The sequence below is a fragment of the Myxococcus eversor genome (assembly GCF_010894455.1).
In the GTDB taxonomy this organism is placed as follows: Bacteria; Myxococcota; Myxococcia; order Myxococcales; family Myxococcaceae; genus Myxococcus; species Myxococcus eversor.
In genome coordinates this window covers 366,584-388,135 of sequence record NZ_JAAIXY010000009.1, presented here as the reverse complement: position 1 = coordinate 388,135, position 21,552 = coordinate 366,584, and the positions used below count along the sequence as shown (strand labels likewise).

Annotated in this window: 10 protein-coding genes; 4 read left to right on the top strand and 6 right to left on the bottom strand. The window is 68.8% G+C overall.

The window, feature by feature from the left end; translation table 11 throughout:
• Positions 1–86 precede the first annotated feature (86 nt).
• The 3 genes from G4D83_RS20795 to G4D83_RS20785 are packed head-to-tail and all read right to left on the bottom strand — an operon-like array spanning position 87 to position 3,641.
• Positions 87–1,679, bottom strand: a complete 1,593-nt coding sequence (locus G4D83_RS20795; protein ID WP_163866524.1) for an FHA domain-containing protein — start codon at positions 1,677–1,679, stop codon at positions 87–89.
• Between the two features lie 7 nt (positions 1,680–1,686).
• Positions 1,687–2,616, bottom strand: coding sequence for a WYL domain-containing transcriptional regulator (locus G4D83_RS20790; protein WP_163866523.1), 930 nt, complete (start codon positions 2,614–2,616; stop codon positions 1,687–1,689).
• Entirely contained in the window at positions 2,613–3,641 is a 1,029-nt protein-coding gene (locus G4D83_RS20785) for a helix-turn-helix transcriptional regulator (protein WP_163866522.1), read from the bottom strand. The genes G4D83_RS20790 and G4D83_RS20785 overlap by 4 nt, the downstream gene beginning before the upstream one ends.
• A 248-nt stretch (positions 3,642–3,889) precedes the next feature.
• Here G4D83_RS20785 and G4D83_RS20780 point away from each other — a divergent pair, with 248 nt between their 5' ends.
• The gene (locus G4D83_RS20780; protein WP_163866521.1) at positions 3,890–4,354 is read left to right on the top strand and encodes a hypothetical protein; all 465 of its coding nucleotides are present in this window, start codon (positions 3,890–3,892) and stop codon (positions 4,352–4,354) included.
• A 22-nt stretch (positions 4,355–4,376) separates the two neighbouring features.
• On the opposite strand, the gene proB is transcribed toward G4D83_RS20780, so the two are convergent.
• Positions 4,377–5,504 (bottom strand): glutamate 5-kinase, encoded by a 1,128-nt coding sequence (proB, locus tag G4D83_RS20775; protein ID WP_420826645.1) that lies wholly within the window; start codon positions 5,502–5,504, stop codon positions 4,377–4,379.
• 164 nt (positions 5,505–5,668) lie between these two features.
• On the opposite strand from proB, the gene hflX reads away from it, so the two are divergent.
• Together hflX and G4D83_RS20765 are read left to right on the top strand one after the other, a co-directional pair.
• Positions 5,669–7,321, top strand: coding sequence for a GTPase HflX (gene hflX, locus G4D83_RS20770; RefSeq protein ID WP_163866520.1), 1,653 nt, complete (start codon positions 5,669–5,671; stop codon positions 7,319–7,321).
• 70 nt (positions 7,322–7,391) lie between these two features.
• A complete protein-coding gene (locus G4D83_RS20765) occupies positions 7,392–7,817 on the top strand; it encodes a hypothetical protein (protein WP_163866588.1) in 426 nt (141 codons plus the stop codon).
• Positions 7,818–7,866: 49 nt separating this feature from the next.
• Here the strand turns inward: G4D83_RS20765 and G4D83_RS20760 are convergent, their stop codons facing one another.
• The gene (locus G4D83_RS20760; protein WP_163866519.1) at positions 7,867–11,886 is read right to left on the bottom strand and encodes an amino acid adenylation domain-containing protein; all 4,020 of its coding nucleotides are present in this window, start codon (positions 11,884–11,886) and stop codon (positions 7,867–7,869) included.
• Between the two features lie 104 nt (positions 11,887–11,990).
• Between G4D83_RS20760 and G4D83_RS20755 the strand changes: the two genes are divergently transcribed.
• Positions 11,991–15,755: a type I polyketide synthase gene (locus tag G4D83_RS20755; protein ID WP_163866518.1), complete on the top strand. Its 3,765-nt coding sequence runs from the start codon at positions 11,991–11,993 to the stop codon at positions 15,753–15,755.
• Here the strand turns inward: G4D83_RS20755 and G4D83_RS20750 are convergent.
• Positions 15,752–21,550 carry a non-ribosomal peptide synthetase gene (locus G4D83_RS20750; protein WP_275902381.1) on the bottom strand — a complete coding sequence of 1,933 codons (5,799 nt, stop codon included), beginning with the start codon at positions 21,548–21,550 and terminating at the stop codon, positions 15,752–15,754. The genes G4D83_RS20755 and G4D83_RS20750 overlap by 4 nt on opposite strands.
• Positions 21,551–21,552 lie beyond the last annotated feature (2 nt).

Here is a 21,552-nt window from a genome sequence, read left to right as displayed (position 1 = left end):
GCAACCCGAAGGGCCGCCTGAACGGCCCCATGGGGTGATGCACCGTCCACTGGGGGACGGTGCATCCCGGCGAAAACAGGAAGTGGCTACAGCCCGTACTCTCCGCGCTTGTTCTCGGCGCGGGTGGCACACGGCTGGTCGAACTCCGGGAAGTACTGCTTGATGTGGTCCAGCGTGGCGGAGGCGGCCTTGTAGTTGCCCTGGTTGTAGTAGCCCTCCACCTCCAGCAGCAGCTTGGCGCACGTCCTGTCCAGCTCCTGCTGGGCCGTCTTCATGCGCTCCTGCGCCTCGTAGTAGAGGTCCGGCTTGGGCTCCGGGTGGGCCTCCAGCATCAGCCACGACTCGCGGAAGGACTTCCACGCCTCGTAGCGGTTGCGGGCACCGATGTCCGGCGTGTCGTTGTTCTTCCGGCCGCGCTTGTAGGACTCGGTGGCCTGACGCAGCAGCTCCTCGGGCAGCAGGTCCGGCAAGAGCGCGCGCTCCACCCACACGTTCCAGATGCGCCAGGGGTCCTCACCCGGCGGATTCTTGGTGTTGTCGAAGACGATGCGGTTGGGCTCGCCCTTCTTCAGGTGCTGGGAGGGAATCATCAGCTCCAGCGAGCGGTCCTGGCTGGCCAGTGTGTCCGGGGGCACCTTGCCCACATCCACGCCGTTGACGCTGACCATCACCTCGTCCTTGGAGATGCCCTGCGCCTGGTAGTGGAGGATGACCACGGCCTTGGTGGCGGCGGTGTATTCCCACTCGAAGATCTTCATGTCCGCCCGGGCCCACGTCACGTCCGGCCCCAGGCCGAACGAGTCGCGGATGGGCTGCTGGGTGAGCACCGAGGGCTCCTCGCCCACCGGCCCCATGTCCACCTCGCTGAGCACCAGCCAGTACAACAGGCCGAAGAGGCCCAGCACCACGGCGACGCCGCCGCCCACCAGGCCGCCGCGCACCATGTTGCTGGCGTCCGCCCAGAACAGCTTCGCGCTCGCCACCAGGCCCGGGGACTCACGGCGGATGCGGGCGCGCTCGGCGGCGGACAACCCACTGCCCGCGCCAGCTCCGGCATTGGCGGACGGCCGCGCGCGCACGGGCGCGGAGCTGGGCTGCGGACGACGAGGCGCGGGGGCCGAGGCGGGAGCCCGCTCGATGGCCGCGGGCTCGTTCGACGCGGCCAGCGCCGCGCGCGAACCACTCTGCCCCGCGGGCCGCAGCGCGCGCAGGTTGTTGCGGGTGGCGCCCTGGCGAATCTCCTCCAGGGACTCCTCGTCCGCGCCATCCGGGGCCAGGGCCACGCCCTTGTTGCGCTGACGCTTCAGCGCGTCCACGGAGACGATGCGCGTGCTGTTCGCGCCCTCCTCCGCCCCGGCGGGCAGTTCCTCCTCGCCGGTGGACTCCTCCGTCATCAAGGCGAAGACGAACGTCACCGGCCCCAGGGTCAGCTTGTCGCCGTCCTCCAGGGCCTGCGTCTGCACCGCGGTGCCGTTGAGCAAGGTGCCGTTGGCGCTGCCCTGGTCCTCGACGCTGTAGGCGTCGCCATCGAGGAACAGGCGGCAATGTTTGCGGGACACGCCCGGGTCGTACAGCACGACGTCACATTCGGACGTACGACCGATGAGCACGGAGTCCTGGTCGAAGACGAACTCCTTGCCGGCGTCTTTTCCCTCGGAGATCGTCAGCTGGAAAGGCATGGGGGCCCTACAATCCTATCGAGGCACGCGCCGCTCGGGCAACGGCCGCTCGCGCGGAGACCGGTTCCATCACCTCCGCCTCGCCACCAAACGACAGCACCCACTGCGTCAGCCAGCGCTCGCTGTCGCCGGCCACGAGGACTTCCACGCCCCCATCGGCAAGCGGGCGAGCGTCCTGGCCGAAGCGCTCCTTCACGTAGGGCGCCGCCACGGGCGAGAACCGCACGCGCACGGACGCCTCGGAGCTGCTCCGGGCCGGGTTGGGAACGTCCGCCCGGGCGTCGGGCGGGGGGAGAAATGGCGTTTCAGTGACGGTGAGGTCTTCCATCCGGTCCAACCGGAACAGGCGAGCGTCCTGCCGGGTGTGGCAGAAACCCTGGAGATACCACTGTCCCCGGTGGCTGAGCAGCTCATACGGACGCACCCGGCGCGGCTCGGCGGCCCGGCCCGGGCTGGCGTAACCGAACATGACTTCTCGTCTTTCGAGAATCGCGCGGGTGAGCGGCCCGAGCGCCTGGGGGGCCTCGGTGGAGGCATCAATCTTCCGGTACATCTCCCGGTAGCGCTCGCGCACCTGGGGCGGCAGCACGTGCTCCAGCTTCTGGAGGGCGCTCTGGAGCGCGTCACCGGAGGCGGGGCGCAACAGCTCCGCCGACGCGGCCAGCGCGGCGGCCTCTCCCGCCGTCAGCCGGGGCGGGGCGAAGAGGCGCTGGTCCAGGTCCACATAGACGCGGTCATTGTCCACGTAGATATCGATGTAGTCGTCCGGGTTGAAGGGAGGCCGGCCCACGCACGTGAGCAGGTCCAGCTCCTCCAGCAGGTCCTCGCGGCTGATGTTGAGGGCTCGGGCGAGCGACTCCACCGTGACGCCAGGGTGCTTGGACACATACGGGACGAGGAACAGCAGGCGGCGGAGCCGCTCGTGGACGTTGCTCATGCGCTCACCTTGTCTTCCAGCGCGTCCGCATGGCGGTTGGCGACGCGCGCGGCCATCTCCCTCAGCCGCGAGCGGGCACTCTCCGGCCCCTCCACGACACAGTCCGCCCCCAGCGAGAGGCAGAAGCGCGCCAGTCCATCCAGGAAGCTCACCCGCAGCCGCGCGAGCGTGACTCCGCCCTCGGCCACCGTCTCCAGCACCGCGCCCGGGAACAGGCCCGAGGCACGCGACGCCAGCGCGCCGGACAACCGCAACACGACCTCCACCGGCTCGTGGAAGCGGTGCTGCCACGGGAAGTACGCCACGTGGTTGTCGAGCGAGAAGTCCTCCGGCACCTGGAAGTCCGGCGTGCGAGGACGCGCGGTGTTCGCCTTCAGCTCACGCACGCGGTGGACGTGGAACGTTCGCAGACCGCCGCGCAGGTGGCAGTAGCCCACGAGCGTCCAGACGCCCCGGCGCAGCGCGAGCCCGTACGGGTCCACCTTGCGCTGCGTGGTGCCCGGGTGCTTGGGGCTGGCGTAGGACATCTCCACCCACTTGCGCGCGGCGCAGGCCTCCCAGAGCTGCTCCAGGCGGGCGGAGACCTCCTTCTCCTGTCCCGCCTGCGTGGCGCCCAGCTCCATGCGGACCCTGGGCGTGGGCAGCGACTCGCCAGCGAAGAAGCCAATCTTGCGCAGCGCGTGCGCCAGGTCATCCCTGCCGGGGAAGACGCCGGACGCGAGCGCCGCGGAGCCGGCGGCGTAGAGCACGGCCAGCTCCTCCTTCGTCAGGTCCGCCTCCGGCAGGTAGTAGGCGTCACGGTCCACGATGTAGCCATCGCGGCGCTCGTCATCGCCCTGGACATAGGTGAGGGGAAAGCCCAGCTCCACCAGCTCTGCCTTGTCGCGTTCGAACTTGCGCTCGGCGGCGTCGTCCGAGCCTCCGTAGTCTGCGGGGAAGTGCTCGCGCAGCTCGGCCCAGCTGATGGGCTCGCGGGCGTCGAGCAAGAGAGCGACGAGGTCGAGGATGCGTTCGGTGCGGTCCATTCGGGAAGATCGGCGACGATGCCGGGCGGACCCCGGGGGGTCAAGGAAGGGGTACGTGACAGCGGGAAACGACGGCCCGGCCGGTGCGGGGGGCAGGCAGTTAGCTGGCCACGACTGAACAGGCAAGCAGGTATTCACCTGTGCGATATTTGTCAATCAGGTAGGAACCCGAAAGCCGACCAAGGAGGGCTCGCACTATGGGCGCGACTTGGGATATTCCTGCGCCAGCTTCAGAAGGGAACCTCACCATGAACCGCACCTTCCGTAACGTGGTTGCCGGGCTGGCACTGCTGTTGGGGCTGGCCTGTGGGGTGATGCCTTCGTCCGCTGAAGCCGAGCCGCTCTACTTCGCCGTCGAAGTCTGGCGCGAAGGCCGGCTGGTCGCCCAGCCCAAGCTGCTGGGAGAGACGGGCCGCACGCTGCGCGCCGAGCGCCGTCGTCCGGGTGCTCCGCTCGCGGACTACCGATTGGTGCTGATGCCCCGCGCGGAGGGCGAGTCGTTCCTCCTCCAGTTGGACCTGCTCCTGCCGGAGGCCAAGGGTCACTCGGAGCTCGCGCTCCTGCACGGACAGCAGCGCAAGTTGCAGCTCGGCCGCGTGCCCGGTGAGCTGGAAGTGTCGCTGCTCCTGATGAAGGTGGACTCTCCGGAGTTCCGCGCGCTGATGCAGCTGAGCACGGATGGCGGCAACGGCTCCTCCGCCTGCTCCATCTGACCCGCGCCCCTTCCGTCTCCCGCTAGAGCACCGCGAGGTCGTCGCGGTGCACGGCCTCATCCAGGTAGCGGTAGCCCAGCACCGACTCGATGTCGGACGTGCGCCGTCCAGCGATGCGCCGCAGCTCCTGCGCGTCATACGAGGCGAGGCCCCGCGCGAACACCGCTCCGGACTCGTCCGCCAGATCCACCGGGTCGCCCCGGTCGAAGTCCCCGTCCACGCCGCGCACGCCGCTGGGCAGGAGGCTGCGCTTGCCCTGGACGATGGCCTCGCGCGCTCCGGCGTCCACGGTGAGTGTGCCCAGCGGGCGCAGGGCATGGGCAATCCAAGCCGCGCGCGAGCCCCGGCGCGCGCCGGTCGGCTCGAAGAGCGTGCCCACGGGCTCGCCCTCCAGCACGGCGCGCAGGCGACCGGCCACGGCGCCGGAGGTGATGACGCCTCGGATGCCCTGCTCGGCGGCGCTCGCGACGGCGCGGACCTTGGTCGCCATGCCGCCCGTGCCCACGCCGCTGGACGTGCCTCCCGCGAGGGCCAGCACCTCCGGAGTCACCACCTCCACCGTCTCCAGGAGGCTGGCGCCCGCGGCGCGTCGCGGATCCGCGGTGTGCAGTCCATCCACGTCGGAGAGGAGGATGAGGGCATCCGCCTCCACCACGCCCGCGACCAGGCCCGCGAGCGTGTCGTTGTCGCCGAACTTCAGCTCGTCCACGGAGACGGTGTCGTTCTCGTTGATGACGGGCACCACGCTGGCGGCCAGCAGACGCTCGAGCGTGTGCTTCACGTTGAGGTAGCGCCGCCTGTCGCGCATGTCCTCGTGGGTGAGGAGCACCTGCGCCACCGCCTGGCCCTGCCCTCCGAAGACGTCCTCGTAGGCCTGCATGAGCCGGCTCTGTCCCACCGCGGCGCACGCCTGCTTGCCTGGGATGTCCCGGGGCCGGGCGGACAGGCCCAGTCGCTCCATCCCCAGGGCGATGGCGCCGCTGGAAACCACCACCAGCTCGCGCCCCTGGGCGGCCCAGAGCAGGTCCTGCCCCAGCGCCACGAAGTGCTCGCGGTTGAACCGGCCGGTGGCGTGGGTGAGGGCGTTGGTGCCGATTTTCACGACCACGCGCTTCGCGGCGCGCAGGGCGTTACGTCCCGAGTGACTCACGCGCGGCAGCCTAGGACGGAAACGGAAACAGCGCGCAAGGGCCGTGTGTTCACTACGGTTCCGGCAATCCGGCCCGGAACGGTGGTGTCAGCCACCTGGACGCGGCGCCGTATAAAGTGCCGGGAAGGACGGGGACGGCCGGTCCTCGTCAGAGGAGCAAGCGTTTGAAGGAAATCTTCGGCAACACCCTGGGCCTCAAGGCGAACGAGCAGCACCGGCTGCGCAACACCTTCCGCCGGCGCGTGTCACCGCACGAAATCGTGTCGCCCGAGCTCGCCCGCCACCTCACCGAGCTGTCCCACGAGACGAACCGCCAGGTGGGCGTGCTCATCAACCGGAAGGGTGAAATCGAGCACGTGGTGGTGGGCAATGCCCACAAGCTCGAGCTGCCCGACATCGGTCGTGCTCGCGCGGGTCAGGTGCGTCTGCGTGGCCTGCGGCTGGTGCACACGCACCTCAAGAGCGAGCCCCTCACCAAGGACGACCTGACGGACCTCGCGCTCCTGCGCCTGGACTGCGTGGCCGCGGTGGGCGTGGGCCAGGAGGGCCTGCCGGGCGTGCTGCACTACGCCTACCTGGTACCGGAGAACGGCACGGGTGAGTTCTGGCACGTCTCCACCCTGCCCTCCGTGCACGGGGAGCAGCCGGACCTGACGGACACGCTGGGCGCGCTGGAGGAGGAGTTCAGCCGCAAGGCGGCGGCGCGCGCGGTGGGAGGCCGGGAGAAGGCCATCCTCGTCGCGGTGTGCCTGGACGGAAACCGGGGCCGGGCGGAGGCGAGCCTCGCGGAGCTGCGGGAGCTGGCCCGCACGGCGGGCGTGGAGGTGGTGGACAGCGTGCTCCAGGTGAAGCGCGAGGCGGACCCTCGCTACCTCATCGGTCGGGGCAAGCTGGAGGACCTGAACCTGCGCTCGATGCAGTCCATGGTGGACCTGCTCATCTTCGACAAGGACCTCACCCCGTCGCAGGGGCGCCACATCGGCGAGGCCACCAGCCTCAAGATTCTGGACCGCACGCAGCTCATCCTCGACATCTTCGCGCAGCGGGCGCAGAGCGCGGAGGGCAAGCTCCAGGTGGAGCTGGCGCAGCTGAAGTACCGGCTGCCCCGGCTGGTGCAGAGCGACGACTCGCTCAGCCGGCTCGCGGGTGGAATCGGCGGACGAGGCCCTGGCGAGACGAAGCTCGAAATCGACCGACGCCGGGTGCGCGAGCGAATCACGCATCTGGAGAAGCGCATCGACGCGATTGGCAAGGAGCGCAGCGTGCGTCGCGCGCAGCGCAACCGGCGCGAGCTGCCAGTCATCTCCATCGTCGGCTACACCAACGCGGGCAAGTCCACGCTGCTCAACGCGATTACCAACGCGCAGGTGCTGGCGGAGAACAAGCTGTTCGCCACGTTGGACCCGACGAGCCGCCGGCTTCGCTTCCCACAGGAGCGCGAGGTCATCATCACCGACACGGTGGGCTTCATCAGGGACCTGCCCAAGGACCTGGTGGCGGCCTTCCGAGCCACGCTGGAGGAGCTGTACGACGCGACGCTGCTGTTGCACGTGGTGGACGCGGCGGACCCGGCGCGGGACGAGCAGGTGGAGGCGGTGGAGAAGATCCTCTCGTCGCTGGGGTTGATGGAGAAGCCTCGGTTGATGGTCTGGAACAAGGCGGACCTGATGCCGGCGGAGGAAGTGGAGACGCTGCTGCGCTCGCGGGGCGGGGTGGCCATCAGCGCCCAGTCGCGCGAGGGGCTCGCCATGTTGCTGGCCAAGGCGGACACGACGCTGTTCGCCGAGGGCGCCTCCGAGGCCATGGGCGTCGTCTGACGCGGCGTGCGAGTTGCGGGGCAGGCGCGGCTCCCCCTAGAGTTGGGGAGCCGTGGCGACCTTTCCCGCAATGTCCATGCAGCTCTCCGGCCTGCTCGCGCAGATCGTGCCGGACTACACCCGTCCTGTCTCCTCCATGTCCCCGAAGTACTTCGAGGTCCTGGAGCAGAACAGCCACATCATCTATCCGCTGGTGGCGATTCTGACGCTGGTGCTCATCGCCGCGGGCGTGCTCCAGGCGTGGAAGACGCAGGACCTGGACGGCCTGCAGAAGAACGAGTTCAAGAAGGCCATCGTCAACGAGCTGCGCCGCAACATCACCGGCCTGCCCGGTGACGTGCTGGCGAAGGCCGTGGGCCTGGACCGCTTGAAGACGAACCGACTGCTGGAGCAGATGCAGCAGGACGGCATGGTGGTGAGCCACACCAACTCGCAGCGCCTCACCGTCTGGCGCATCCGCGGCTCCGGCCCGGAGCAGAGCGTCCGGCGGTACTGAGCAGTTCGGGAGCGGTGGGATGCCGCCGCTCTCTTGCACGTGCCAGGAGTCACGAAGCGCGAACAGTGACGTCCTGGGTCCGCTCGAAGCACTCACGCAGCAGTGACGCCAGCCGTGTCACGTCGGGCCCGCGCAAGATGGAGTAGTGGTCGCCCGGAATCGCGTGGACGGTGAGCTCGCCCGTCGCCACCTGCTCCCAGCCGTGTACGCGCGTGGTGCCCGTGGCCTCGATGGAGACGACAGGCCCCGCGTAGGGCGCCGGCACGTAGCTCCACGCCGCCAGGAGGTTCACCTCGAAGACCCGGCGCAGGACTTCGAGTGATTGGACTCCACTGCTCGTCGCCGCCAGGGTGCGCATCAGCGCCTCGGGGTCCTGTCGCACGAGCCCTTCATCCGTCAGGTCGACAACGTTCCCCGCCGCGCGCATCAGGTCCGAATAGAACATCGCGCCGAAGCGCCGGGCCTCATCGTGCCCAGGCGCGGAGCCCTCTCCGTCGAACGGACGCACGAAGCCGTCGATGAGCGCGAGCACCTCCACCCGCTCGCCCTGCGCTTGGAGCTGGTGCGCCATCTCCCACGCGATGCTGGCTCCCATCGACCAGCCTCCGAGCCGGTACGGCCCACGTGGCTGCACCTCCTTCATCGCGGAGAGATAGAGGCTCGCCATCTCCGGGATGCTCTCGCATGGAGGCACATCTCCCTCGAGTCCACGCGACTGGAGCCCGAAGAACGGCTGCTCGGGCCCCAACGACTTCGCCAGCTCCGCGTAGCTCAGCACAGTGCCACCCACCGCGTGCACACAGAAGAAGGGCCTCTGTCCCAGCCCTTCCTGGAGTCGCACCAGCGGACTCCACGTGGACGTCGTCGCTGACTCCCGGCGCAGCACGGACGCGACATGCTCCACCGTCGCGCGCTGGAAGAGTGTCGACACCGGCAACGCCCTGCCCACCGCGCCTCGGATGCGTGCGAGCAGCCGGATGGCCATCAGCGAATGGCCGCCCAGCGCGAAGAAGTCCTCCGTCACGCCCACGGGACTCACGCCCAGCACCTCTTCCCACACGCGCACCAGCTTCCGCTCCAGTTCGTCGCGGGGCCCCTCATGCGCGCCGCGCGACGCGAGCTGCGGCCTTCCCGGCGCGGGCAGTGCCTTGCGATCCACCTTGCCCGTGGGCGCCAGCGGCAGTGCATCCAGTCGCACCAGTACGCTCGGCACCAGGTACTCCGGCAGTCGTTGCCCCAACCGCGACCGCAACGCCTCCGCGTCCCACGGCTCCGCGTGCACCACGTAGCCCACCAGTCGCTTCTCCCCACCCTCCTCCTGTCGCACCACCACCACCACCGCGTCCTTCACCCCCGGCAGCGCCTTCAACGCCACCTCCACCTCACCTGGCTCCACGCGGAAGCCGCGCACCTTCACCTGCCCGTCCACGCGCCCCAGGAACTCAAGGTTCCCGTCCCCCAGCCACCGCGCCTTGTCCCCCGTGCGGTACAGCCTCGCGCCCGGCTCGTCACTCAGCGCATCCGGGATGAACCGGTCCGCGGTCAGCTCCGCGCGCTCCCAGTACCCGTGCGCGAGACTCGCCCCCCCGACGAACACCTCTCCCACCACACCCACGGGACTCGGAGCGCCCCGCTCGTCGAGCACGTACACCTTCACGTTCGAGATGGGCACGCCGACGGGCGGCAGCGCGGGCCATGTCCCGGGTGGGCCTCGAGCCCTCCAGGCCGTGACGACATGGGCCTCTGAAGGGCCGTACTGGTTCTCCAGCACGCACCCCGGCAGGCGCTCGAAGAAGGACACCAGCGCGGGCGTCGCCTGCAACTGCTCACCGGCCGTCACCACCTCGCGCAGCGGCGGCAGCACGGCCTCGTATTGCGCCACCTCGCACAACGCCTGGAGCGCCACGAAGGGCAGGTACAGCCGCCCCACGCCGTGAGTCACCATGCGATGCAACAGGGCCACCGGGTCCCTTCGCGCCTCCTCGCCCACCAGCAGCACCGTGCCACCCAGGCACCACGTTCCGAACATCTCCTGGAACGACACATCGAAGTTCAGCGAGGCGAACTGCAGCGTCGTCGCCCCAGGGTCCACCGTGCGCGCGAGCAACCAGCGCAGCATGTTCCCCACCGCGCGATGAGACATGAGGATGCCCTTGGGCCGCCCCGTACTCCCTGACGTGTAGACGAAGTAGCACGGAGTCTCCGGCGAGAGCGGAACGGCGGGAGCATGCACGGGCCTCGCCTCAATCCGCCCTGCCTCCTCTTCCAGGCGCACCCGACGCGTCCCGGCGCGCTCGGGCAACGCTCGCTCCAACGCGCCGTGCACGAGCACCACGGGCGCGCCCGTGTCCTCCAACATCTGCTCCAGGCGCTGCGACGGGTAGCTCGGGTCCAACGGGAGGAAGGCCGCGCCGGCCTTCAGCGTCGCCAGCACCGCCACCGGCATCTCCAGGGACGCACGCTCCAGGCACAACCCCACCGTGCCCCCCGGCCGAACACCCAACCCCAGCAGGTGATGCGCGAGCTGATTCGCGCGCCGCGCCAGGCTCGCGTACGTCAGCGACGACTGTCCGTCCGTCACCGCCACCGCGTCGGGCGAGCGCGACACCTGCGCTTCAACCCACGCGTGCATCAAACCGGGCACGGCACTTGAATCCGCGCGGCCACTCCACTCACGCAGCAGTGCGCGCCGCTCCGACTCATCCAACAACGGCACGTCACCGACGCGTCGCCCCGGGTCCGCGAGCAGGCCGTCCAGCAGCGTCACGTAGTGAGTCGCCATCCGCCGCAAGGTCGCCTCGTCGAACAGCGCCTGGTTGTATTCCCAGATGCCGACCCAGCCCTCGGCCGTCTCGCGCAGGAAGAACGTCAGGTCGAACTTCGCCATGCCGTAGTCGAAGACCACCTGGCTCGCCGCGAGCCCCGGCAGCGACGGCAGGGCGCGCGGTCCCTCGATGACGAACATCACCTGGAACAGCGGCGAGCGGCTCAAGTCCCGAGCCGGCCGCATCGCCTCCACCAGCGTCTCGAACGGAACGTCCTGGTTCGCGTAGGCCCCCAGACACAGCCGACGCACCCGCCCGAGCATCGCCCGGAACGACTCCTCCCCATCCACGTCCAGACGCGGCGCGAGCGTGTTGACGAAGAAGCCGATGAGGTTCTCCAGCTCGCGCCGGTTCCGCCCGGAGATGGGCATCCCCACGACGACGTCCCGCTGGCCGCTGTAGCGCGACAGCAGCACCTGGAAGCACGCCAGCAACAGCATGAACGGCGTCACGCCCTCGGCGCGAGACTGGGCCTTCACCGCTTGCGAGAGCGACGGCGACAGGGGCAGCGCCACACTGGCGCCCCGGAACGTCTGCACTGGCGGCCTCGGCCGGTCCACGGGCAGCTCCAGCGCGGGCGAGGCTCCCTCCAGCAGCGCCTTCCACCACGCGAGCTGCGACTCCAGTACCTCGCCCTTCAACCACTCGCGCTGCCACAGCGCATGGTCCGCGTACTGCACAGGCAACACGGGCAACATCGGCGAGCGGCCCTCGGTGAAGGCGCCATACAGCTCGCGCAGCTCGCGCTCCATCACCCCCATGGACCAGCCGTCACACGAGATGTGGTGAAGCATCAGGAGCAACACGTGGTCGTCTTCGTGCACTCGCAACAGCCGCGCGCGAAGCATCGGTCCGGTACTCAGGTCGAACGTGCGCCGCGCCTCCTCCTCGGCGAGACGGAGGAGGTCCTCCTCCGCCACGACCTCCACGGACATCGTCACGGAGGCATCGGGCGCGATGCGCTGCACCGGCCTCCCGGCCTCTTCACCGAACGTGGTGCGCAGGGCTTCGTGTCGTTGCACCAGCGCCGACAACGCTCGCTGGAGCGCCGCCACGTCGAGCCGCCCCTTCAGCCGCGAGAAGAAGGGCACGTTGTAGGAGTAGCCCCCGGCGTCCACCTGCGCGAGGAACCACAGGCGCTGCTGGGCGAAGGACAACGGCGGAGGAGACTCCCTCGGAACGGGCACCAACGGGGGCAGGCTTCGCACCCTCGCCACCTCTCGCTTCACTTCGGGTGCGCTCATCACGACCCCTCCGTCCCGACAGCTATTTCAGGTTAAATCAGATTTATCAGCCTCTGAGGTCAACCACGTTCAACTCGCGCATCCAGCCATGCTCTAGTTCGGTGATGGGTGAGAACGTGTCTCATGAGCCGCCCGGCCCGACGGCCATCGCCATCATCGGGTTGTCGCTGCGTTTTCCGGGCGCTTCGGACGCACAGGGCTTCTGGTCCAACCTCATCTCGGGTGTCGACTCCGTCACGGTGCTGGACGCCGAGCAGCGCGCGAAAGCGGGCTTCCCCTCGGGCGAGGGATGGGTCGCGGCGGCGGGCGTCATCGAAGGCGCCGACCTCTTCGACGCGCGCTTCTTCGGGTACTCCCCTCGCGAGGCAGAGCAACTGGACCCACAGCAACGCCTGTTCATGGAGTGCTGTTGGGGCGCGCTCGAATCCGCGGGCCATGCCGCTCGGACCCGGCCACTGCACGTGGGCGTCTATGGCGGTGCCTCGCTCAGCACCTATCTGCTGACCAACGTCATTCCGAGCATGGAGCGGCGCTCCAGTGACTGGACGGAGAGCATCCTCGGGACTCACAGCGACTTCCTGGCGACGCGCGTGGCCTACAAGCTGAACCTCACCGGGCCGGCGCTGACGGTGCAGACGGCGTGCTCCACGTCGCTGACAGCCGTGCACCTCGCGTGTCAGGCGCTGCTCGCGGGGGAGTGCAATCTGGCGCTCGCGGGAGGCGCGGCCGTGCGTTCGCCGCAGCTCGTCGCCTACCCCACTCAGGAGGGCGGAATCTCTTCTCCCGATGGCCACTGCCGTGCCTTCGATTCCCAGGCGGCGGGCACCGTGCCGGGGAACGGTGTCGGCGTCGTGCTCCTCAAGCGACTGGAGGATGCGCTCGCGGATGGAGACCCGATTCGCGCGGTCATCCTCGGCTCAGCGGCCAACAACGATGGCAGCAGCAAGGCGGGCTTCACCGCGCCCTCCGTCTCCGGACAGGTCGCCGCCATCAGCGATGCCCTGGCCCTGGCGGGAGTCGAGCCTCACACCATCTCCTTCATCGAGGCCCACGGCACGGGCACCCCGCTGGGAGACCCCGTCGAGGTCGCCGCGCTCAAGCAGGTCTTCCGAGGCGTTGCACCGGGCACCATCGGACTGGGTTCAGTGAAGAGCAACCTCGGCCATCTCGACGCGGCGGCCGGAGTGACAGGACTCATCAAGGCGGTGCTGGCGCTGGAGCACCGACAGCTTCCGCCCACCGTCCACTTCCGTCGGCCCAATCCGCTGCTGGAGCTGGAGGGCAGCCCCTTCTACATCGTGGCCGAGCCTCGACCCTGGAACAGTCCGGGCCCCCGACGCGCGGGCGTGAGTTCGTTCGGCATGGGTGGCACCAACGTGCACGTCGTGCTCGAAGAGGCGCCCACTCCGGTGAGCGACCCGCCTCGCGGAGAAGAACAACTGGTGTTGCTGTCAGCCCGGTCCGAGGCCGCGCTGGAGCGGATGACCACGGAACTGGCGGAGCACCTGGGCCACACCGAAGCCGCGCTCGCGGATGTGGCGCACACCCTTCAAGTCGGGCGCAATCGCTTCGGCTGGCGACGCTTCGTCACCACGAGCACTCGCCCGGAGACCTCCGCGCGACTGAGTCATCGGGATGAGTCCCTTCGACCTCGCACCACGTTCGACGAAGTGGACCGACGAAGCGCTGTCTTCCTCTTTCCGGGCGGAGGCGCGCAGCGGGTGAACATGGGCGCGGAGCTGCTCGGTGAACCCGCGTTTCGCGACGCCGTGGACCGCTGTGCCGCGCTGCTGCGTGGCCCACTCGGTGGCGACCTGCGCGAGGTGATGTTCGCGCCTCCGGAGCGCTACGACTCGGCGGCTCGCGAGCTGGCGCGTCCGCTGTGGACCCAGGCGGCGCTGTTCACATGTAACTGGGCGCTGGCGCAGCTCTGGCTGTCCCGGGGCGTCCAGCCCGAGGCCCTGTTCGGCCATTCGCTGGGCGAATACGTCGCGGCCTGTCTGGCCGGCGTCTTCACGCTCGAAGAGGCGCTGGAGCTGGTCACCGCGCGCGGAAGAATCATGGAGCGGCTTCCTCCTGGCGGGATGACGGCGGTCCTCGCGCCGCTGGCCCAGGTGGAATCCCCGCTGAACTCCTCGCTGTCCGTCGCGGCCATCAACACGCCTTCCGACTGTGTCATCTCGGGGCCTCTGGACGCGCTCGATGCGCTGGAGGCCACGCTCGCGGGCCAGGGCGTGGAGACGCGCCGACTGCATCTGAGCCACGCGGCGCACTCCGTCATGCTCGAACCGCACCTGGCGGACTTCGCGCGCGTGGTCTCCCGCTTCTCCCCGCGTGCGCCCAAGCTGCCCGTGGTGTCGAGCCTCACCGGACGCTGGCTCGGTGAGCGCGAAGCGGCAGACCCCATGTACTGGTGCCGCCACCTTCGCGAGACAGTGCGATTCTCCGACGGACTGCACCTGCTGCTCTCCAGCGGAGACCGGGCCTTCATCGAAGTCGGTCCGGGGACGGCGCTGTCCTCGCTCGCACGGAGGCATCCGACTCGTACGTCGCAGCCCGTGCTGTCGACCCTGGCATCCGCCTCGGTGGAGCGGCCTCCGCATCCACTCGCTTCACTGGGTGAAGCCTGGCTCGCGGGTGTCACCATCGACTGGGAGCGCTTCCGCGCTGGAGAGCGGCGCCGACGCGTCGCACTGCCGGGCTACAGCTTCGACCGGGAGCGACACTGGATTGAGCCCGTCACGGCGACTGGGACGACGGCTCGCGCCGTGGAAGCCCGCGAAGCAGCGCGTGCCGAGGTTCAACGCGACGAGGGCTCTCATGCCGCGCCTCCTCGCAATGACACGGAGCAGGTGTTGCTGGAGTGCTTCAGGCTCACGTTCCATCTGGAGAACATCGGCATCCACGATGACTTCTTCGCCCTGGGCGGAGACTCACTGCTCGCCTTGCGCCTGAGTGCGCGCATCCAGGACCGCCTTGGCGCGCGGCTTCCCCTGAAGACCGTGCTGGAGTCCCCCACGGTTGCCCGACTCGCGGCGCGCATTCGCATTGGAGACGGTGCTCGCGACGCCGCGCCCACGGCCCCCAGTTGCCTCGTGCGGCTCCAGGAGGGAACTCACGGGGTGCCCGTCTTCTTCGTGCACGCAGCCGGTGGACAGGTGCTCTTCTACCGTGAACTGGCGAGACACCTCGCTCCCGAGCGCCCCATGTACGGCTTCGAGTCGGTGGGACTCGAAGCGGGGGCCTCCAGCCACACCACCGTGGAGCAGATGGCGGAGCACTACCTCGCCGTCCTTCGTACCGTGCGCCCCAGAGGCCCCTACCTGCTCGTGGGCGCCTCCCTGGGTGGCACCATCGCCTACGAGATGGCGCGCCGACTGTCGGCTGAAGGCGACAGCGTGCCCCTGTGCGCGCTCCTGGACACGCCGCCACCTGGACACGTCTCCGCGGAGCTCGCGGACCAGGTCTCGCTGCTGACCTTCCGCGCGGGGAAGACGTTCACACCGTCCACCGGGTGGCCGAAGGACTTGCCCGTCGAAGAGCAGTTCCGCCTGCTCCAGGAGGAAGCAGCACGCGACGGCATCGAGCCTCCGTTCTCCGAGCTGGAATCGGCCCGCAGACAACTGGACGTGCTGCGCGCGAACACGCGAGCGTTGAGTCTCTACGTGCCGCCGCCCTGGGACGGGGGCGAGCTCCAATACTTCCGCGCCCGACAGCCACCTCCCGGTTTCCCATCCCACCCGGAGCTCGGCTGGTTGGACCTGGGCTCGGCGGCGCGCGTGGAGGTCGTCCCTGGCGACCACCACACGATGCTGCAAGCACCGCATGTCGAGGTGCTCGGAGCGAAGCTGGCACGCCTGCTGCGTTAATCCGAGCCAGGTCGTCGTCGTCGCTGCTGCGCCAGACGCTGGAGTCCCTCACGTCTGTCTCCGGCAGTCGCGGCCTGACGAGGCGCCTCCGGCTCCGGGGCGGGCCCCAACTGAGCGGCGAGCGTGCGCACGGTGGAGAACTGGAGCAGCGACACCAACGGCACCTTGCGCTCCAGCCGCTCCTCCAGCTTCAACTGAAGCGACTGCAAGAGGAGCGAGTTGCCGCCCAGGTCGAAGAAGTTGTCGTCCGCGCCCACGCGGTCCAGCTTCAGGACCTCCGCCACCAGTTGGGCGAGCACCTGCTCCAGGCCCTCTCGAGGCGCGACGTAGCCACCGCTCAGCTCTGGCCGGTGCGCCTCGGGCGCGGGCAATGCCTTCCAGTCCACCTTCCCGTTCGGCGTGAGCGGCAACTCGCGCAGCATCACGAACACCGAAGGAACCCATGGCTCCGGCAACGAGCGCTTCATCCACGCGCGCAGCACATCGGCCGTCAACGGGGCCTCGTCCCTCGGCACCACATACGCCACCAACCGCATGTCTCCCGGCGTGTCTTCCCGGCCCATGACCACGGCGGACCGGACCTCCGGATGGGCCGAGAGCGCGGCACTCGCCTCCGCGGGCTCGACGCGCACGCCACGCACCTTCACCTGGGCATCGGCGCGCCGCAGGTACTCGACCCTTCCGTCTTCGAGCAGCCGCACCACGTCACCCGTTCGATACAGCCGTCCTCCTTCACCAAACGGGTCCGGGACGAAGCGCTCCGCCGTCAGGTCCGGACGACCCAGGTAACCTCGCGCCAGTCCCACGCCACCGAGGTACAGCTCGCCCCAGACTCCCGTGGGAGCCAGGTTGCCCGCTTCATCCATCACCCGCACCACCACGTTGCGCAACGGCCTGCCAATCGTGGGGCGCGTTCCTGGGAAGCACTCGCCCCAGGTCGCGGCCACTGTTCCTTCCGTCGGGCCATAACCATTGACGAAACGGCGCCCCGGACTCCACCGTGCCACCAGCTCCGCGGTGCAGGCCTCGCCCGCCGAGAGCAGGACTCGAAGACTGGGAAGCTCGACCTCCGGCATCATCGCCAGGACCGACGGCGGCAGGGTCGCCACGGAGATTCGCTCGCGCGCGAGCAACTCCGCCAACGGCCTTCCAGGCGCCATCTGCGCACGCCGGGCCAGGACCAGCGTCGCACCGTGCAGCAGCGCGGGGAAGACCTCCGCCACGGAGGCATCGAAGCTCACCGTCGCGAACATCAACGTCCTGTCGCTCGGACCAAGACCGCCGAGCAACGAGGGGAAGGACTCCACCAGGTTCGCCGCGCCCCGGTGCGCCAGCAGCGTCCCCTTCGGGCGCCCTGTGCTCCCCGACGTGTAGATGACATACGCGAGGTTTCGCGCCGTGACTTCGGGCGCCGGCGATTCCGCGCCCACCACCAGGTCATCAAGCTCACCGATTTCATCCAGCAATACGGTGGCCCCGGACCAGGCGAGTCGGGACCTCTCTTCCGAGCGCGACACCAGCAGAGCGACCTTAGCGTCATCCAGCATGTATGCGAGGCGCTCCGGTGGATGCTCCGGGTCCATCGGCAGGTAGGCGCCTCCCGCCTTGAGGATGGCGAGCATCGCCACGACCCAATCGAGGCTCGGCCCCAGGCACAGGCCCACCACCACGTCGGGCCTCACGCCCCGCTTGCGCAACACCGTGGCCAACTTGTGGGCTCTCCGGTCGAGCTGGGCGTACGTCAGCGTCCGCCCTTCCATCTCCACCGCGATGGCCTCGGGCGTTCGCGCGGCCTGGGCCTCGAACAACCGGTGCAGGCACTCCCCCTCGAAGGGCGCTTCGCTGCCGCCCCGCGCCAGCAACTCCCGCCGCGAGGACTCGCTCAGGAGCGGAAGGTCTCGCAGTCGTCGGCCCGGCTCGGTCACCGCGCCTTCCAGCAGACGCTCCAGGTGTTCTCCGAAGCGCTCCATCGTCGCCACGTCGTACAGGTCGCTGCTGAACTCGAGCGCTCCCTCGATACCCTCCGCGGTTTCTCGCACGCTCAGCGCGAGGTCGACCTTGGCGGCACGAAGCCCCAGGTCCAACGGGCGTTGCGCGAGGCCGGACAACGACAGGTCTCCCGAAGGCGTGTTCAAGAGCTGGAACACCACCTGGACCAACGGCGCGCGACTCATGTCGCGCTTCAGGTTCAGAGCCTCCACCAGCTTCTCGAACGGCACCTCCTGGTGCCCGAAGGCCCCCAGCACCGACTCCTTCACACGCCCCAACATCTCCCGGAACGTCAGCTCGCCCGACGCCTCCGTCCTCACCACCAGCGTGTTCACGAAGAGGCCAATCAGCCCCTCCACTTCCTTCGTCGTGCGCCCCGACACCGGCGAGCCCACCACCACGTCCCACTGTCCGCTGTAGCGCGCCAGCAGCACCTGGAAGCCCGCAAGCAGCGTCATGTACAGCGTCACGCCCTCCCGCAGGCTCAGTTGCTTCAACTTCTCGCTCAACTCCGAGGACAGCCTCACCGCCACGCTCGCGCCCTGGTACCCCTGCACCGCAGGCCTCGGTCGGTCCGTGGGCACCTCCAGCGCTTCGGGTACGCCCGCCAGCTTCGTCCTCCACCACGACAACTGCTCCTCCAGCACCTCCCCCTTCAGCCACTCGCGCTGCCACACCGCGTAGTCCACGTACTGCACGGGCAACTCCGGCAACGTCGCGGCCTCTCCCTTCACATAGGCGCCATAGAGCGTCTCCAGCTCCTTCGTGAGCACCCACGTCGACCAGCCGTCCGCCACGATGTGGTGCAGCACCAGCACCAACACGTGCTCCTGCTCGCCCAGCTTCAGCAGCGTCACTCGCAGCAACGGGCCTGTGCTCAAGTCGAACGGACGCCGTCCTTCTTCGGCTCCCAGTCGGAGCGCCTCTTGCTCTCGGGTTTCGACGGCGAGGCCACTCAGGTCCACCACGGACAACGGCAGGGAGGCGGCGGCGTGGATGCGCTGCACGGCCCCCTGCTCATGTTGATGGAAGGTCGTCCTCAAGGATTCGTGGCGACGGAGCAGTTCATTGAAGGCACGCTCCAGGGCCTTCACTTCGAGCACGCCCTCCAGCTTCATCGCGAGCGCGATGTTGTAGAGCGAGCCACCCGGCTCCAACCGGTCGAGGAACCACAAGCGCTGCTGCGCGAACGACTGGGGCAGTGCCTCCGCCCGTGCTGTACGGACCAGCTCTGGACGACCTGTCCCGAGCCCGTCCTTCACGAGTTCATCCAATCGCGAGGCCAGCGCGGACACCGTGGGTGACTCGAAGAGCATCCGCACCGGCACGTCGCGGCCCAGCGTCTCCCGCAGTCGCGAGGCCACCTGCATCACCAGCAGCGAGTGCCCTCCCCGCTCGAAGAAATGGTCCTCCGCGCCAACGCGCTTCACGCCCAGCAGCGGCGCCCAGAGCTCCGCCACCCGCTCCTCCATCGCCGTCCTGGGCGCGATGAAGGACTCCAGGGTCTGCTCCAAATCCCGCTGCTCCGTGCGCCGGGCGTGGATGCGAACTGACGGCGTCCTCTCCGGCACTTCAATGTGCCCAGGCATCCCGAGCGCATCCAGCCGCGCGTCGGGCATCGCCACGGCGGACTCCAGCAGTCGCTCGTAGTGGATGGCCAGGCGCTCCACGGTCCGCGTGTCGAACAGGTCCGTGTTGAACACCCAGTAACCCGCCATGCCCTCCGCGTCCTCTCGCACGGACAACGCGAGGTCGAACTTCGCCACCTGCGTCCCCAGGTCCAACGGGCGCAGCGCGAGCCCTGGCAACGACAAGTCTCCCGACGGTGCACTCTGGAGCGCGAAGGACACTTGCACCAACGGCGAGCGGCTCAAGTCGCGAGACAACTGCAACGCATCCACCAGCTTCTCGAACGGCACTTCCTGATGCGCGAAGGCGCCCAGCACGGACTCCCGGACCTGCGCCAGCAGCTCACGGAACGTCAGCGCCCTCGACGCCTCCGTCCTCACCACCAACGTGTTCACGAAGAAGCCAATCAGGCCTTCGACTTCCTTTCTCGTCCGACCCGACACGGGCGAGCCCACCACCACGTCCCACTGCCCGCTGTAGCGCGCCAGCAACACCTGGAACACCGCCAGCAGCGTCATGTACAGCGTCACATCCTCCGCGCGACTCAAGCGCTTCAGCTTCGCGCTCAGCTCCAAGGACAGCCGCACCGCCATGCTCGCGCCGCGATGCCCCTGCACCGCGGGTCTCGGTCGGTCGGTCGGCAGCTCCAGCGCTTCGGGGGCGCCCTCCAGCTTCGCCCTCCACCACGACAACTGTTCTTCCAGCACTTCTCCCTTCAACCACTCCCGCTGCCACACCGCGTAGTCCGCGTACTGCACGGGCAGCTCCGGCAACGCCGCGTCTCCGCCCTTCACCTGCGCGCCGTAGAGCGCCTCCAACTCCTTCGTGAGCACTCCCATCGACCAGCCGTCGGACACGATGTGGTGCAGCACCAGCACCAGCACATGCTCCTGCTCGCTCAGCTTCAGCAGCGTCACTCGCAGCAACGGGCCCGCGCTCAAGTCGAACGGGCGCTGCTCCTCCTGCATCCCGAGTCGCAAGGCCTCGGGCGCTCGCGCCTCCACGGGCAGACCGCTCAGGTCCACCACGGACAGCGGCACGGACACAGAGGGACTGATGTGCTGAATCGCGCCCTGCCCACCTTGGCGGATTGTCGTCCTCAGGGACTCGTGGCGGCGAACCAACTCATGGAACGCCTTCTCCAGCGCGCCAAGGTCGAGCGCGCCCTCCAACGTCATCGCCAGGGCGATGTTGTAGAGCGGGCTGTTCGGCTCCAGCCGGTCGAGGAACCACAGGCGCTGCTGCGCGAAGGACAGGGGCAGCGCATCCGCCCTCGATGCGGGGAGCAGCTCCGGACTCCGAGTTTCAAGGCTTCCCCGCACCAACGTGGACAGCCTCGCGGCCAACGAGGACACCGTGGGTGCCTCGAAGAGCATGCGCACCGGCACTTCGTGTCCCAAGGCGGCTCTCAGCCGGGACGCCGCCTGCATCACCAGCAGCGAGTGTCCTCCTCGCTCGAAGAAGTTGTCCTCCGCGCCGAGGCGCTTCACGCCCAGCAGCGGAACCCAGGTCTCCGCCACCAGCTCTTCCATCGCGGTCCTGGGAGCGATGAAGCCCTCCAACCCCTCCTCTGGAATCACGCGCTCGCCGCTGCGTGACTGGATGCGGGGACCAGCGACCTTCACGGGGACCTCGCGGTGCCCTGGCATCGGAAGCGCTCGCAGCGTCGCCTCCGGCACTTCCACGACCGCCTCCAGCAACCGCTGGTAGTGCGTCGCCATCCGCTCCACCGTCGCGGTGTCGAACAGGTCCGTGTTCAAATCCCAGGAGCCTGACAGTCCCTCCACGTCCTCTCGCACGGACAACGCGAGGTCGAACTTGGCGGTCCGAGTCCCCACGTCCACCGGTTGCTGCGTGAGCCCCGGCAACGACAGGTCTCCCGACGGTGCGCTCTGGAGCGCGAAGGACACCTGCACCAACGGCGAGCGGCTCAGGTCGCGAGACAGTTGCAACGCATCCACCAGCTTCTCGAACGGCACGTCCTGGTGCGTAAGCGCCCCCAGGACCGCGTCCCGGACACGCCTCAACATCTCCCGGAACGTCAGCTCGCCCGACGCCTCCGTCCTCACCACCAGCGTGTTCACGAAGAAGCCAATCAGCCCTTCGACCTCCTTCGTCGTCCGCCCCGATACTGGTGAACCCACCACCACGTCCCACTGTCCGCTGTAGCGCGCCAGCA

Excerpts from the sequence above, each read along its gene's own strand:
- G4D83_RS20760 (WP_163866519.1), bottom strand. The coding sequence starts at position 11,886 with ATGAGCGCACCCGAAGTGAAGCGAGAGGTGGCGAGGGTGCGAAGCCTG.
- G4D83_RS20785 (WP_163866522.1), bottom strand. The coding sequence starts at position 3,641 with ATGGACCGCACCGAACGCATCCTCGACCTCGTCGCTCTCTTGCTCGAC.
- G4D83_RS20790 (WP_163866523.1), bottom strand. The coding sequence starts at position 2,616 with ATGAGCAACGTCCACGAGCGGCTCCGCCGCCTGCTGTTCCTCGTCCCG.
- G4D83_RS20795 (WP_163866524.1), bottom strand. The coding sequence starts at position 1,679 with ATGCCTTTCCAGCTGACGATCTCCGAGGGAAAAGACGCCGGCAAGGAG.
- G4D83_RS20780 (WP_163866521.1), top strand. The coding sequence starts at position 3,890 with ATGAACCGCACCTTCCGTAACGTGGTTGCCGGGCTGGCACTGCTGTTG.
- G4D83_RS20755 (WP_163866518.1), top strand. The coding sequence starts at position 11,991 with ATGGGTGAGAACGTGTCTCATGAGCCGCCCGGCCCGACGGCCATCGCC.
- G4D83_RS20765 (WP_163866588.1), top strand. The coding sequence starts at position 7,392 with ATGTCCATGCAGCTCTCCGGCCTGCTCGCGCAGATCGTGCCGGACTAC.